At 42.5% G+C, this 15,523-nt stretch carries 12 protein-coding genes and 1 pseudogene; 3 read left to right on the plus strand and 10 right to left on the minus strand.

Going from position 1 to position 15,523, the window contains the following annotated elements; all coding sequences use genetic code 11:
* Positions 1–3: 3 nt before the first annotated feature.
* The 5 genes and pseudogenes from rpsA to recA form a co-directional block, all read right to left on the minus strand.
* Positions 4–2,418, minus strand: a pseudogene (rpsA, locus tag ACYVRH_RS00555) (30S ribosomal protein S1).
* Positions 2,412–3,155, minus strand: a complete 744-nt coding sequence (locus tag ACYVRH_RS00560; protein WP_461254983.1) for a pseudouridine synthase — start codon at positions 3,153–3,155, stop codon at positions 2,412–2,414. The pseudogene rpsA and the gene ACYVRH_RS00560 overlap by 7 nt, the downstream one beginning before the upstream one ends.
* Positions 3,121–3,675, minus strand: coding sequence for an SMC-Scp complex subunit ScpB (gene scpB, locus ACYVRH_RS00565; RefSeq protein ID WP_461254984.1), 555 nt, complete (start codon positions 3,673–3,675; stop codon positions 3,121–3,123). Before scpB ends, ACYVRH_RS00560 begins: the two co-directional genes overlap by 35 nt.
* Positions 3,676–3,695: 20 nt before the next feature.
* Positions 3,696–4,433 carry a segregation and condensation protein A gene (locus ACYVRH_RS00570; protein ID WP_461254985.1) on the minus strand — a complete coding sequence of 246 codons (738 nt, stop codon included), beginning with the start codon at positions 4,431–4,433 and terminating at the stop codon, positions 3,696–3,698.
* A gap of 141 nt (positions 4,434–4,574) precedes the next feature.
* Positions 4,575–5,711 (minus strand): recombinase RecA, encoded by a 1,137-nt coding sequence (gene recA, locus ACYVRH_RS00575; protein ID WP_461254986.1) that lies wholly within the window; start codon positions 5,709–5,711, stop codon positions 4,575–4,577.
* 166 nt (positions 5,712–5,877) lie between these two features.
* Between recA and prs the strand changes: the two genes are divergently transcribed.
* Entirely contained in the window at positions 5,878–6,963 is a 1,086-nt protein-coding gene (gene prs / locus ACYVRH_RS00580; protein WP_461254987.1) for a ribose-phosphate diphosphokinase, read from the plus strand.
* A gap of 50 nt (positions 6,964–7,013) precedes the next feature.
* On the opposite strand, the gene dtd is transcribed toward prs, so the two are convergent.
* From dtd to rpe, 5 genes are all read right to left on the minus strand, one after another.
* Positions 7,014–7,475 (minus strand): D-aminoacyl-tRNA deacylase, encoded by a 462-nt coding sequence (gene dtd, locus ACYVRH_RS00585; protein WP_461254988.1) that lies wholly within the window; start codon positions 7,473–7,475, stop codon positions 7,014–7,016.
* A 109-nt stretch (positions 7,476–7,584) separates the two neighbouring features.
* Entirely contained in the window at positions 7,585–8,691 is a 1,107-nt protein-coding gene (locus ACYVRH_RS00590) for a tetratricopeptide repeat protein (protein WP_461254989.1), read from the minus strand.
* 11 nt (positions 8,692–8,702) lie between these two features.
* On the minus strand, positions 8,703–9,899 hold the full coding sequence (locus tag ACYVRH_RS00595; RefSeq protein ID WP_461254990.1) for a hypothetical protein: 1,197 nt from the start codon (positions 9,897–9,899) through the stop codon (positions 8,703–8,705).
* Positions 9,899–10,843: a tetratricopeptide repeat protein gene (locus ACYVRH_RS00600; RefSeq protein WP_461254991.1), complete on the minus strand. Its 945-nt coding sequence runs from the start codon at positions 10,841–10,843 to the stop codon at positions 9,899–9,901. Before ACYVRH_RS00600 ends, ACYVRH_RS00595 begins: the two co-directional genes overlap by 1 nt.
* A gap of 215 nt (positions 10,844–11,058) precedes the next feature.
* Positions 11,059–11,709, minus strand: coding sequence for a ribulose-phosphate 3-epimerase (rpe, locus tag ACYVRH_RS00605; protein WP_461254992.1), 651 nt, complete (start codon positions 11,707–11,709; stop codon positions 11,059–11,061).
* 71 nt (positions 11,710–11,780) lie between these two features.
* On the opposite strand from rpe, the gene ACYVRH_RS00610 reads away from it, so the two are divergent.
* Positions 11,781–12,716: a hypothetical protein gene (locus ACYVRH_RS00610; protein ID WP_461254993.1), complete on the plus strand. Its 936-nt coding sequence runs from the start codon at positions 11,781–11,783 to the stop codon at positions 12,714–12,716.
* A 17-nt stretch (positions 12,717–12,733) separates the two neighbouring features.
* Positions 12,734–15,511: a transcription elongation factor GreA gene (greA, locus tag ACYVRH_RS00615; protein WP_461254994.1), complete on the plus strand. Its 2,778-nt coding sequence runs from the start codon at positions 12,734–12,736 to the stop codon at positions 15,509–15,511.
* Positions 15,512–15,523: the final 12 nt, after the last annotated feature.

The following is a 15,523-nucleotide window of genomic DNA, read 5'->3' on the forward strand; positions in this document are numbered from 1 at the left end:
TCTTTAGCCATTGTCCTTTGAATCTCCTGAGCCGTTGTTTTTAGATTTTAAAACGGCGCCCAGGGTATAAGTGGAATCCGATGATTCCTCCTTAGCCATATAACGGGATAACTCGTCACGCTGCATTTTTTTCTGATAATCGCGTATTGAGAAAGCCGCTTTTTGCTTGTCGCCTTGAATTTCAAGGACGATAGCTTTTATTTTATCTCCTACTTTATATTTTTTTAACGCTTCATCGGGATTATCGTCGCGGTTTTCAACAAGATTTGTTTTATGTATAAGCCCTTCGATGCCGCCGGGAACTTTTAAAAACAGGCCAAAGTCCGTAATGGAAACAACTTCACCTTCGATGGGAGAACCCGGTTTGTAATTATCGCTGAAATCTTTCCATGGGTCTTCTGATAGTTGCTTAATTCCAAGTTTGATGTTTCTGTTTTCTGCGTCTACGGACAAAACCATAACTTCAATTTCCTGACCTGCCGTAAGCCCTGAATTTTTGCTTTTCTTTGTCCATGATATATCGTCAGTATGCAGAAAACCGTCGATGCCTTCTTCAAGCTCAATGAAAGCGCCCGCGTTTGTCACCTTAACAACTTTTCTGCTGATTCTTGTTCCTACCGGGTATTTTTCTTCGATAGTGACCCAAGGATTATCCTTAACCTGCTTGAGCCCCAAAGACACCCTGCCCGCCTGAAGATCGTAACCTAAGATCATACATTCAACCATGTCGCCGGCTTTTACTAAGTCCTGCGGTTTTTGGACTTTCTTTAGCCATGAAAACTCCGAAATATGCGCAAGCCCTTCGATGCCTTCTTCAAGTTCAATGAACGCGCCAAAGTCGGTAAGTTTTGTAACCTTGCCTTTTACAATGTCATTAACATGATATTTTTCTTCAAAGTGAACCCACGGATCGTCCGTGTAATGTTTGAGCGAAAGATTGATTCTTTTTTCATTACGGTCAATGCGTATAACTTTTAGTTTTATTTCCTGGCCTTTTTTTACAAAGTCTTTAGGGCGCGTAACGTGCCCCCAGCTCATATCGTTAATGTGCAGAAGGCCGTCAAAACCGCCAAGGTCGATGAACGCGCCAAATGAGGTGAAACTTTTTACTATTCCCGTTACATCGGCGCCAATGGGAGTTTTCTCGAAGAATTCATTGCGCTTGCGGTCAAGGTCTTCTTCCATGAACTTGCGCCTATTAACGACAATATTAATTTTACCGTCAGAATAAAGGCGTTCGACAAAAACCTTAATTTTTACATTTAAAAGTTTTTCAGGCTTATCAAGTTTTTGCACGTCTGCCTGGCTTACCGGGAGAAACGCGTGCACTCCGGTTCCAAGGTTAACGTCAAAGCCGCCTTTCACCTGTTTTTCAACGATCCCTTCTACGGGTTTTTTATCCTTGAACGCCTGGTGCAAATTTTTCCAGAAAATTTTTGCGTCAGCTTTTTGTTTTGATACAATAACTTCGCCGTATTTGTTTTCCTTTGTAATAAGGATAACAGATACATGGTCACCGATATTCGGAATCTCGGAAAATTCCGTAATGGGAATTTTTCCTTCCGATTTGTAACCTACGTCGATGAATACCTGATCAGAGGTAACTTGGATTACCTTGCCCTCGACCAGCTGACCCTCTTCAAGCTGTTCGAGTGTTTTTAAGTATTCTTCCTGTAATTGAGTTTGAATGTTTTCTCCGTCTTTTGCCGGACTCGTGTCCGCGCCCACTTCCCTATCAGCCATTTTTGTTTCTTCCCTTAATTATTGGTTATTATTTATTTCTTTTATTAATCTCTCATAAACTTGAATAATGGTCAAGCCACTAGTGTCTAAATATTTAACGCCTTCCGCGATTTTTAAACTGCCTTCAATTTTGTTCTTGTCAATCTCATCCCGCTGTAAAATGGCGTTTTTTATTTCCGCAAGGGGCAAATTTGACACCCCCTGCTCAAAGCGGCGTTTAGCCCTTGAATCTGGAGACGCGTCAAGATAAAAGCGGTATTTTGAGTCAGGGAAGACAACGGTAGTCATATCCCTGCCCTCAACGACAATATTCCGTCCTTGCGAAAGGTTGCGGATAAGGTCGTTTACAATGTGCCTGACCGGGACAATCGCGGAAAGGGGCGCGGAAAATCTATCAATTTCATCGGTATGAAGGAGTTCCGTAACATTTTCACCGTTAAGGAAAACTTCCGTTTTTTGATAGGAAATTTGAGCGTTTTTGGCAAATTCGATAACTTTTTCACTGTCATTTATATCGATTTTAGCCCGTAAACAGCCTAAAGTAATAGTTCTATACAAATTTCCCGAATTAATGTAGGTAAATTCTTTTCCGTCCTTGTCCTTAAGTTTTTCCGCCAATAATTTGGCTATGGTGCTTTTACCTGAGCCTGCGGGGCCGTCAATCGCTATTACCATGTATTTCTCCTTTTTGGGCCGCAGTGCAGGGCTGTTATTTCGCTGTCTGACAGGGGTCTTGAGCTTCCTTGTGACAAATCCCCAAGCAAAACGGGGCCTATTCTTACCCTGCGCAGTAGAGCCGGGTGCAAATGAAAGTGCGAAAACACCCTGCGAATTTCCCTGTTTTTGCCCTCGACAAGAACAATACGCATTGTTTTCCGCCCGGTTTTTTCGGCTTTTTTCGCCTTATAATACTCATCCTCAACCGTAATACCGTTATTAAAAGCGTCCGTTACTTCATCGGGAATAACGCCTGTCGCTTCTACGATGTATTCTTTTTCAAGCTCAGAACTGGGGTGTCCAAGACGGCTTGCGAAATTGCCGTCGTTTGTAAAGAAAATCAAGCCGCAGGACATAAAGTCAAGCCGCCCTACATTGTACAGGCGTTCCTGTGTTTTTGGAAGTAGGCTGAGAGCCAAAGGCCGCCCCTGCGGATCGTTTGAACTGCAAATATAACCCGGCGGCTTATTAAGCGCGAGGTACAGTAAACGCGTTTCCGTTTGGACGGGTTTTCCGTCAAGAAGGACAATATCGCCGTCTTCTACTTTACTTCCCTGAGAAGTAATTGTAATCCCATTTACGGATACCCTGCCCTGCGCGATTATTTCCTCAGCCGCCCTCCTTGAAGCGATTCCGGCATGGGAAAGATAAACTTGAAGCCTAATCCTTTTCCCCCTCAAGCTCAAATTTTTCAATATCGCTTTCGCCGAGTTTTGGAAGCTCAGAGATAGAGTTCAGGCTGAATTGTTTTAAAAACTCCTTTGTAGTGCCGTACATAACGGGACGGCCTGGAATGTCTTTTTTTCCCACTTCGCGGATAAAGCTTTTTTCAAGAAGCAGGCGGATCATATTGTCCGCAGATACTCCCCGGATTTTTTCTATTTCGACCCTTGTAATCGGCTGTGAGTACGCGACAATAGCGAGCGTCTCCATTGCGGCGCGGGAAATTTTCCCCTCGTTTTTTCTGCCGTATCTTTCTTTTAAGTTATCCCAATATTCGCGTTTTACGGAAATTTTTATTCCGCCTCCTACGCGGGTAAGTTCCAAAGCGCAGTCAGCGTTCGCGTAACGCTCGCTTAAATTATCCAGAGCGCCCGTTACGGCTTCTTTTGAAAGGCCGCAAATACGCGAGATCATCCCTTCATCAAGAGGGTCCCCTTCCATGAAAAGAATCGCTTCGACAAGCGCGGTTTCTTTTTCTATATTTTCAATCACAAAAAACTCCGTCCGTAAAATTATGAATTAGCGGATATTTCCTGCCTGTTCGGCCTAATCAGAATATCACCAAATAGGCGGTTTTGATAGATCACTATCATGCGTAATTTCGCCGCTTCAAGAACAGCCAAAAAAGCGCAAACTACGTCAAGCGTGCCAGCCCTTGTAATAAGTTCCGTAAACCTGCACTCCCCTTTATTTTCCAAAAATTCGTTAAGCAAAGCGGTTTTTTCATTTACCGTAACTTCCTCATAAAGATCGATAATGCGCTCCGCTGGAAGGTTAATCGCCAATGATGAAAAACTTTTCAGCAAATCCCAAATATCCGCTTTTTCCCACATATCTTCATCCGCGAACGGCAAATTGTGCTGAAGCCTTTTGCGCTCTATCAGCCACTCGTTCTCGCTTTCCTTTTCTTCCATGAGTTCGGAAAGTTTTTTATATTTCTGATACTCAATCAATCTTTCAACAAGTTCCGCCCTTGGGTCTTCTCCTGAATCCTCAGTTATTTCCACCGGCAGGAGAGTACGGCTTTTTATGTAGAGCAAAGTTGTCGCCATCGCGTGGAAACTTGTAAGGTCTTCTATGTCCATCGTTTGCGCGTTGTAGAGGTACTCTATGTATTGCTCCGTTATCTGGGCGATGGGGATGTCGTAGATATTTATCTCGTTTTTGCGGATCATGTATAGCAGTAGATCTAGGGGGCCTTCAAATTCGCTTACTTTGAAATTGCGGGATGCTTCGGGCTTTACTTCCATAGTAGGGGTATTATAGCATAAATAAAATAAAGAATTCTACCACGAACCAATACGAACAACTACGAACAACTACAAGATATGTACTAAAAGTTCGTGAAAGTACCGAAGGTACTATTCGTGTGGTTCGTGGTAAAGAAATTCCTATTCCGCCGTCTTACCCTCGTCCTTCTCTCCCTCAGTCTTCTTCGCCTTACCGCTCTTTTGTGATGCGGCGGCGGGTTTGGGCTGTTCCCTGCCGGGGAAAATTTGCGCTCTTAGTTTTGCATCCAGTTCTTTCATAAAGTCGGGGTGCTGTTCAAGGTAGTCTCTTGTGTTGTCCCTGCCCTGCCCTATTTTTTCGTCTTTGTAGGAATACCATGCGCCGCTCTTTTTAATAATGTCGTACTTTACAGCGCAGTCCAAAAGACTGCCTGTCGCGGAAATACCCTTGCCGAACATCAGTTCTATTTCTGTTTTTCTAAACGGCGGCGCAACTTTGTTCTTTACAACCTTGACGCGCACCCTGTTGCCAATCGCGTCCGCGTCCTTGCTCACTTCGATTGTTTCCGTCTTACGGACTTCAAGGCGTAATGATGAATAAAACTTTAGCGCGTTTCCGCCTGTGGTGGTTTCCGGGTTACCGAAAAAGACGCCGATTTTCATGCGGATTTGATTGATGAAAATTAGAATTGTGCGCGATTTGCCGATGGTAGCCGTAAGTTTGCGCAGCGCCTGGCTCATTAAACGAGCCTGCGCTCCCATTTGCGCGTCTCCCATTTCGCCCTCGATTTCCGACTGCGGGGTAAGCGCCGCGACCGAATCCACTACGATTACGTCTATCGCGCCTGAGCGGACAAGATTTTCGGTGATTTCCATCGCCTGCTCTCCGTTATCGGGCTGGGAAATCCAAAGCTCATCGATGTTTACGCCGAGATTTTTCGCATAAACGGGGTCTAGCGCGTGTTCCGCGTCGATGAATGCCGCATTTCCTCCCAATTTTTGGGCTTCGGCGATTGCATGAAGGGCAAGAGTCGTCTTCCCTGACGATTCAGGGCCGAAAATCTCGATAATTCTGCCTCTGGGATAGCCGCCAATACCAAGCGCCTCGTCCAAAAGGATCGAGCCTGAAGGTATTACCTCGATGCCTTGGGCAGCTTCGTGCGTCCCCAGTTTAATTAATGATCCCGCGCCAAATTGCTTTTCAATCTGAAGCCGGGCCGCTTCCAGGGCTTTTGCCTTTTCCTCGCTTGAAGCGTTAGGATTGCCCCTGGTTTTTTCCGTGTCATTTGATTTTGCCATAAAATCTCCTCCCCTATATATGGCGCGCGGATTCACAGCGCTTTACCGAAACATGAAACATTTTATCTTTTTTTTAAAAATTTGTCTATAGACAACTACATATCTGTCAAGTATTTTTTTGACCAAGATTCATTGAATTAACCAGATAAATAGGTGATAATGAATTATGAATCCATTTATAGTTTGCGCCACGCGTTCAATGCGAAATTACGCTTCCCAAGTAATCGGGTGTTTATCCAAATATTTGAGTTTCTCTAAATTGACGGAGCAAATTAACGGCCTTGATTTGCTGAATACCGATATTTTCGCCAACGGCGAAATGGAAGTTACAGTCAATTATTCGATTCGGGGAAGGGACGTTATCCTCTTTTCATCTTGCGCGCGAAATGATGCCGGTATTAATGTGGGTGAAACAAAAATTGAATTGTACCACGCTATAGACGCGCTGGTACGCTGTCAGGCGAACAGGGTTATCGTTTTTGAACCGTTTATTACCTGTTCGCGTTCAGACCGTACTACGCATAGAAGTTCCGTAGGTTTATGGGTCCATTTTAAGACGCTTTCCAGTCTTGGAGCGCGGCACATTATTACTTTTCAGCTTCACTCCGACAAGTCAAAAACCATGCTGGATCCGTCTGTCTGCGCCATTGACGACATACCCGCCTTAACGCTGTTAAAAAAATATCTTTGCGACACGTATATTAAAACGCTCGATAACCTTGAAAATGAAGTAAGAGGCAACTGGGCTTTTTGTTCCGTAGACGCGGGCGGAGAAAAAATCGCTCGCGGTTTCGCGAATTCATTTGGAGCGCCATTAGTTGTCGCCCACAAGCAGAGGGATTATTCCAAACCAAATACTGTGGAGTCAATTAACATTTTAAGCGCCGATCCGTTGGAAAATAAAAGCCTTTGGATTGTGGACGATATGATTGATACGGCCGGCTCAGTAGAAAAACTTATTCGCGCCCTTTCCGCGTTAAAACCAAAAGACATAAATATAATCTCAGTCCACGCGCTTTTCTCTACGCCCGCCGTCCAAAAACTTGACGCGCTCATTAAAGACGGACTGTTAAGCCGTATGATTGTAACGGACACCGTATGCTGTTCCGGTTACAAGGAAAAACTTCCATGTCTTGAAGTCGTGCAGTCCGCCGAACTCGCGTCCGGTATTTTAAAGGCGATTATAAACAATGAATCCTTAGGCAATCTTTTAAAGCCCTTCAGCGCAAGAGAGTATCTTGGAGCAAAGTGATTATTTAAAAAGAGTTCACACTAAGATCACAAAGAACCCTTCCCCGTTATTTAAGTTTCTTCTGTATCCAATAAAATCGTAACAGGTCCGTCATTAGTGTACTTTACCATCATGTGCGCTTGAAACTCCCCACATTCGCAGACAAGTCCCGTCTTTCTTACCGCATCCATAAAATACTCATAGAGTTGTTTCGCTTTTTCAGGCGGGGCAGCCCCATTCCATGAAGGGCGCCTTCCTTTTCGCGCGTCAGCTAACAATGTAAACTGCGAAACCGCAAGAACTCCCGCCTGACTGTCAGCAGAAGCCAAGTCTTTCAGGGACAGGTTCATCTTTCCGTCTTTATCGTTAAAAATCCTTAGATACGCTATTTTCTCAGAAAGCCAGTCCGCGTCAGCCTCAGTATCGTTATGCGCAACTCCCAGATAAACAAGCAGGCCGCTCTTAACGCTTCCCTTCACAACCCCGTCAACGCTGACCGTCGCGTCTTGAACCCTTTGTACCACAGCTTTCATTCTTACATCCTAACCCAAATTTCTACCACGAACCACACGAACCAAAGCGAACAGCGACAAAATTTCGGACAAAAAGTTCGTGGTGTTCGTGTGGTTCGTGGTAGAATTCTTATTCCAATTTCCCCGACTGATGTATCGCCACGCCTTCCAATTTAATGTCAGAAGACGAATCAAACGTTATCCTTCCCAGCACTTCAAGCGGTTTTTCCGTGTTTATCGAGACGGGGCCGGAAAAAATAACAGGAACAATTCCTTCAAGAGTTTTGCGGGTATCATAGCCTACTAGAAGATCAAAGGTTGTCCCTTCATCCGTTACCGCTACATTTGTCGCCATGCCCTTCCAAATAACGTGTACGTTTCTGTAAATGGCGCTTTCGTTTTTTACGTCGGCAAACGAAGGATTATCCGCCCTTTTAAAATTGTCAAATCCGGGAACTTCCATGTTGTCCAATAAAAGCCGCGCCCTGTTTTTAATTCCCTGTGACGCGTTGGATTCCAGAATGCGGTTAATGCTTTTTTTCGCTTCCTCGTCGCGATATGATGTAAAAAGAGATAATGCTTTATCGTAAAGATTTACCGCCTGATCGCGGGTTAGAATGTACCTGTAGTTGCCTCCCACCTGAACACTTTCGCGTTTGTCCTGATCTGACAGGTTAAAATCAGCCGTAGAACGCTGATTTTTCGATTTAAACGGGTTGGGCAGTACTTTTACAGTTATCAATATTCCAAAAACAAGAATAACCGCCGCGGCAAATATTAAAGAAATATTTAATATTGTTTTTGGCGTAACGGAAGGGGCGGGAATGGGAGGAAATAATTTTGAGAGATTTTCCGTCATCCAGTCAGACAATGCTTCGCCTGCGGAATATTTTCTGATAACGGCAAGGGCTTTTTTCGCGATTTTGTTTTTCTGGTCAAGTTCCTGCACTTCAAGATAATAATGTACGGCCTGAACCGTATCCATCCGTTTCAGATAAAGAACAGCAAAACAAAGCATTAAGTCGGGATCGTTTATTTTTATTTTTCTTGCCAAATTAAAATTTTCATGAGCCTGCGCGTAATTGCCGGAATAAAGGCATATTATGCCGTACAGGTAATAGTATTTAAAAGAACCGTAATATCTTTCTTCTTCATCTTTAAGAACATTTAACGCGCCTTCATAGTCGCGTTTTTTTGCAAGAATAGCCGCTTTGTTCAAAAAAGAATCAAGTTTCATTGTAAACGCGTTTAATTCCTGATTTTATGCCTGTCAATGGCTTGTTCAATTTCCGTAAGATCCTGTTCACTAAGATATATTTGACCTTCAATAAACAAATTAAGAATTTCCTGCAATTTTATCAGGGTAATTGTATCGGAGCTTTCATTTTTTGCGGACGCTTCATTCTGCGCCTGAGCTTCTATAGCAGGTATATTAATTGTCGATTCTACAGTGTATATATTATACTCAGGGGAAACTAGGAGTATTATCTGTTCGGATTGCTGTGTTTCATTTGGTTTTGAAGCATCTTCCGTTGTTTTTTTATCCGCTATATGGGAAGGCACGGTTGTCAATTTATACCATGCTAAATCTTCCGTTGTAAGGAATACCGTATAAGTTAATGTTTTATCGCGATCAAGTATTTCAGGACCAAAGTAATAACATACTGCGGAATCGCCGACGGAATAGGGCAGATTATTAAAAGAGCGGCCTTGTAAAGGGGCAAGCTTCCATGGCGCGTCATTTAATCTTTTCCAGTTTGCTATGTGGACAAGTTCAGGGCCTTTTCCTAAACCGTCTTCGGGATTAACAATGCTCCCCATTAAAGAAACTTTGTTGCCGCGTGAAATCCAAAATAACTCGCCTGAACGGTTTTCTAAAAATGTTTCCGATGTAATAACCTGCGTGTTTGTAAGAAACGGAACCTTCTTTCGCCCTTCCCCCAAAGTGGTATCAAGCAACATTCGCACGCCTATAGCGGACTTAACTGGCGAGATATTCTGGACTTTAATTGTTATCATAATTCCGTTTGTGTTTTCAGAAGCGGTAGTTTTAATCGGCGTAAAAAGTTGCGTTACTCTTATAAACTGCGACTCAAATACCAAAGCCGGGTCTCCGTTTAGCCTCTCAATTCTGGTTTTAAATTGCCTGGTGTTGCCAAGACGGTAAACTTTGCCGTCTATGTTAATCGACAAAAAGCTGGCTATAGGTTCGTCAGCGTTAAATAATGGCTCATAACGTATTGTCTTTGTATCTGAAAGACAATAAAGCGAAAAACTGCCCGTTTTTTCATTAAGAACCAGCCTGATATATCCGTCATCGGGAGGTTTCGGCGTATTGCGGCTTTTGTTTTGCTTGTTATCTTCTCCCTGTCCTAAAGTTTTACAACTGCCGAATGTGAGAATAATTAAAAACAAGGCAAAAGTAATAACTCTGCGGGAAAACATCATCGCCCTCCGGTTTCATTATTATTTAAAATTTCTTGAACGTCGTTTCCAAGTTGCTTTGCCCTTTCTATTAAATAATCATTATAGGTATAATCTGCGCTTTCAGGTTCCTGTACTCTTCTTTCAGGCGTGGTAACGTCTTCAACTATTTGTTGTTGGTCTTCGTTTTGCTTGAATTCCTGATTGTTCATATTTATGATAACGTTTTCATTATTTGAAAGTTCGGCTATGCGCCTTTGATACATATTAAGGGTATATTCATAAGTTCTTATCGTTCTTTGGTAATCTTCGCTTGTGCGCAGGGCTTCTTCATGACTCCACTGTAAAAGCGCCAAAAGTTCGGATTCTATTTTCTTTTGCTTAATTAAATCAATGCGGTAAGCGGCCGCTTCCACCTTGGGGCTGTCAGTATATCTTGCAATTACCCACGCGTAAAATTTTTCCGCTTCTTCATACTGCCCCATCGAGTATAAACATTCGCCCATCCAGAAAAAAGACGCCGCCCTTCTGTCAGCAGACTGGCGATCCGCGTCCGTTGTGGATTGATTGTAACGGTTTAGATAAAACAGAGCTTCTTCAAAATAGCCTTGGTTATAATAAACTCTGCCGCGGTGGTACAGCATATCCCTTGTATATGGCGAATTAGGAGAAATTTTAGCGAGGTCTTCCATGTCCCTTATTGCTGAACCGAAATCGGAGTATGCCAGTTGGCTTAAAATGACCCAATAAAGAGCGGCGGCTTTGTCATTGACAGTTGGAGCAATTTCTTGCGCTCGGCGGAATTCAATGGCCGCTTCTTGATAACGAGCCAACTTGTAAAGTTGTGTTCCGTTTTGGTACCTTCGCGTATATTGCGCCTGCGGGCTTTCCTGCGCCCCCAGAAAATCCGCGCAAATCAGCAGTAATAACAAAACAAACGGTAAAACGCATCTTTTTTGTTTCATACTCATATTATATTGAATTTCGGCTAGAATTTCCAATAAAAGATGTGTTCAAAAAGAAAAAAATCCGAAAGAGTTCACACAAAGAGTACAAAGAAGGGAAATGGGAGTAGGGAGTGGGGTTTTTGTCCGTTATCTTATCGTGAAATTCACGCTTATCCTTAGAACAAAGACCCCATTCCCCACTCCCCTCTTTGTGTGAAATTTGGCCATAAAACTTAGCCTTGAAGTCTGCCTACAAGGTCTTTTTTATCGTTATTTCCGAAAAAAGCGGAACCCATAACAAGCGTGTCAGCACCCGCTTTTATGGCGTTTTGGGCTGTTTTTTCGTTAATTCCGCCGTCAACGGAAATCCTGAATTTATACCCGGCTTCTTCCCTCATTTTTGCTAATTTTTCAACCTTTTTAAGACATTCGGGAATTAATTCCTGTCCGCCAAAACCGGGGTTTACGGTCATAATCAGCGCAATGTCTATAAAGGGCAGAACTTCCTCCAATACGGAACAGGGCGTGGAAGGGACAATCGCTATGCCGGCAAGCACTCTAAGTTCGCGTAATTCCGTTAAAAATTTATGGGAATGAACCTCAGATTCATAATGGAAAGTGATAGCGTCGGCTCCAGCGTAGGCAAAATCCTTTAAAAAATGCCCCGGATTGACTGTCATTAAGTGAACGTCAAAAAAAGCCTTTGATTTTAAGCGTAAAGCGCGGACAAGCTGAGGTCCGAAGGTTAAATTAGGAACAAAAGAACCGTCCATTACGTCCAGATGCGCCCACGGCGCGCCTGAAGCTTCAATCTCTGAAACCGCGTTGCCAAAATTGGCAAAATCCGCTGATAAAATTGATGGTGAAACGATAATTTTGTTCATTTTTAACATCATACACTTTTAAGACACTATTGTCAAACCTTAAAAAAATGGTATACTGAAAAAAGGAAAAAATGGAAAATGGGCAGGCTGCGGGGCTGTTGAAAAAAGCCTATGAAAAACTGAAAGCCTCTGATCCTGCGGCGGCTTGTAATTTTTTAGAACAAGCTATGGATTGTGACTATGAAAACGAAGAAATCAAACACGCGCTTAAATGCGTTAACTGGTGGCTTCAACACATCAGGAGGATTGACGAGATAAAAAACCCTTACGAAAAAGGAGCTTCATTAATCTCAATGTTAAAACAATACTATGTTTTTTTGGAGCAACTAAATCAAAATTTTGAACAGTGCCAGTATTCCATACGGTACTTTGTTTATTCAAAAGCGCTCTTTTTTTTTGAAGGATTACTTTCAAACCCGGCAAACCAGCATGACGGCGGTTTATTGCTTTTGGCAGGCCGCTGTTATAAGGGAATCGGCAATTATGACGAGGCGCTTAACTGCCTTGAGCAGGCCGTCAGAATAAAAAGGGACGATGCCGAGACTCTTGCCGAAGTGGCCGATATTAACGCTTTATTGGCGCAGACAAAAACTGCCAAAACATTGTTCAGGGAAGCTTTTTTCATAGACCCGTCAAAGATTGACATGCGGTTTATGGAATCAGCTTTTATTTTGAAACTTCGTAACAGCGTTTCACAGCTTGGTTACAAAGACGAAGAATTAAGCGAATGGATACCTGTTTACGGATATTTATGGGGGGTATTTTCCGTAAAACGCGAATTAAAACAAACTGAAGCGGGAAGGCTTAAACAGTCGATTTTCGCGCTGGAAGCCGAATATGACTCAAATCCCGCAAAAAAATCAATTTTAAAGCCACGGCTTTTAAACCATTATTTTTGGCTTATTGATTATTATGAAAACAGCCATGAGGATCCTTCGTTGATTGAAGAGACCTTATTAAAAATAAAAGTAACCGATCCGGATATTTACAGTATGTATGCCCGGTAGGACAGGAGAAAAATTGTATGAATAATGCTGATACGGCGGTAACATTGTCAGAAAACGCGCAAACCCTTTTAAAAAATTTACATGAAACGTTAAATGAAGAAAAATGGACCAGAGCGAGCTTGAGCAATTACTCGACCAACCAATTCAAGGAACTTGACGCGATTCTTAAAACCGCGCGTGAAGAAAAAGCGCTTGACGAGCTTAAAAAAGACTGCGACGAACATTTAGTCCACACAAGGAACAGTTTAATCGCCCTTTACCTTTCAGGCATGATCGCCTTATCGCGCCAGATTATCGACGATTCGGCTATGATCAACCTTGTATCGATTTTTTTAGATAACCACAAATGGGGTATCGTCAAATATTTGTGCGATAGAATTCTCGATCACGGCGAATCAAAGTACGCCCTGCGGACGTTAGCTGAATGTTATAAAAATGACAATGAGGAAGACAAAATATTGGGCGTTTGGGAAAGGCTTGTAAAAGTGGATTTTGAAGAAGCCGACATTACAAAATCACTTGCCGAGCATTATGAAAAACAGGGTAAAAAAGAAGAGACCATTGATTACTATAAAAAAGCCCTTCACCGTTACATTAATAAGGGGAACTTCGCAAGCGTAAAGGAAATTTGGGAAAAACTAATCAGCATATCTTATGAAGACATTGATTTTTTCCTTCACATTCAAAAAAAGATAGCGAAAGCCATAAGCGAGGACAAGACCGTAAGTTTGTTAAATGAACTTTACGCAAAATACAAAAACATTGATATTGACATAGCGATTAACATTTTAAAAATTATACTTGAATACGACGAGAAAGACGTTCATGGGCGAAGGGAAATAATCGAGTGCTTCAGGAAAAAATACGCCGCCCACAGCCAGCTTGAAGAATATATCCGCATTTCCAATCTTTCCCAAAATTACCGCGCCGTTCATCAGGCGATTGCCGATTTTGAAAAACACATAGCATTTGACAAAGGCAATTTCGTGTATCACCGCACATGGGGGGTCGGGCGCATCGCGAGCATTGTAGGCGATGAAATAAAAATTGATTTCTCCAAAAAACGCGGCCATTCAATGTCGCTTAAAATGGCGGTGGACGCCCTTCAAACGCTTTCAAAAGATCATATATGGGTGTTAAAAGCCACAAAGAAAAAAGAAGAAATCCGCGAAAAAATTAAAGATAAAGACGAAAATATTATTTGGACTCTTAAAACAATAATTAAGAGTTTCGGCAACGCATGCGACATGAAAAGGATCAAAGCGGAGATCTCCCCCGCCCTGCTTTCCGCAGGCGAGTGGGCGACGTGGAGTTCCAAAGCGCGTGACATTTTAAAATCAAATCCCGATTTCGGAGTAAGCCCCGAAAACAGCGATATTTTCATCGTGCGCGACAGGCCGGTAAGCGTTACGGAAAAACTCTACAACGAATTCTGCGCTCAGAAAAATTTTTATGACAAAGTATCGGCGATTCGCGATTATGTCAATAATAAAAACGCCTCTGCCGACTCGGAAATGTTTATGGAGATGTTCTCTTATTTTACGGCTTTTCTGCGGCTTCCTTCCCGAACAGAAGCGGAAGATTCACGCAGATCCGCCGATACCGTGAATCAAAATGCCGAATACGCGGTAGCCTCTTATTTATTGCTGAATGAACTAATCGCGAATAAAAATTATTCTTATCTTAAATCGTCTTTTTCTTCTGACTTTGCGGAAATATTTTCAAATATTAAAGACGTTCCTTCACTGTTTAAGAATTTAAAAGATACAAAGTTAAAAACGGAACTGCTTGCCAATGTAAAACTTTTTATCGGTAATTGGCCTGACATTTATATTAAATTGTTTCCCTATTCCCAACTTGTCTCCATTACAGAACAGCTTGAGGAAGCGGGTTTTGAAAACAAACTTTCCGCTCTGTGCGTTGACTGTTTCGACCGCTACCGTGAATGTCGCGAAGCCGTCGTCTGGCTTTATAAAAACGCGATGGAAAAACCATGGTTTAAGGCGGCTAACATCGGCAAAGAAAAACAGCTTATCACGCTTATTCACATTTTAGACGTTACTTTCCGCGACATAGAAAATTCCAAGGACACCGTAGAAAACAGAAAAATTAACAAACTGGTTCAAAACATACTTTTTAAAGACGGCGAATTAAAATCATTTATAGATAATTCAGACGAAGACGCGATTATAAGGATTTTCACATTTATTAACGACGTTAAAGACCTTGATCCGCAGGATAAACTCAATCTGCGCTCAAGAATTATTGATAAATATCCAAACTTTAAATTCTTTGGCGATACTGAAAAAAAAGTTTCAAGAGGTCTTTTGGTTACACAGCCAATGTACGAAGAGAAAAAGAAAATCCTCGCCCACATCATGGAAGTGGAAGTCCCCGCCAACTCAAAGGAAATCGAGTACGCGCTTTCTTTGGGAGACCTGCGCGAGAACGCCGAATACAAGGCCGCGAAGGAAAAACAGGAACAGCTCAATTCACAGGTTGCAAAGCTCAAGGAAGAAATTGATAGGGCGCAGCTTTTCGACCCGAATTCCGTAAATATTTCCAAGGTGTCTTTTGGCACAAAAGTCGTTCTTTTCAACGAAACTGCCGGCAAAAAGGAAGAATTTACCATTCTGGGGCCGTGGGAATCTGATCCTAACAAATTTATTATTTCCTATCTTTCCCCGTTCGGCAGCGCTATACTTAACAGAACGGAAGGCGAGAAATTTGAATTTGCCATTAACAAAGAGAAAATTTCCTATTTAATTGAGAAAATATCGGCGGCGGAAATTTAATGTTTATGTTAT

The organism is Treponema sp. R80B11-R83G3 (assembly GCF_054786115.1).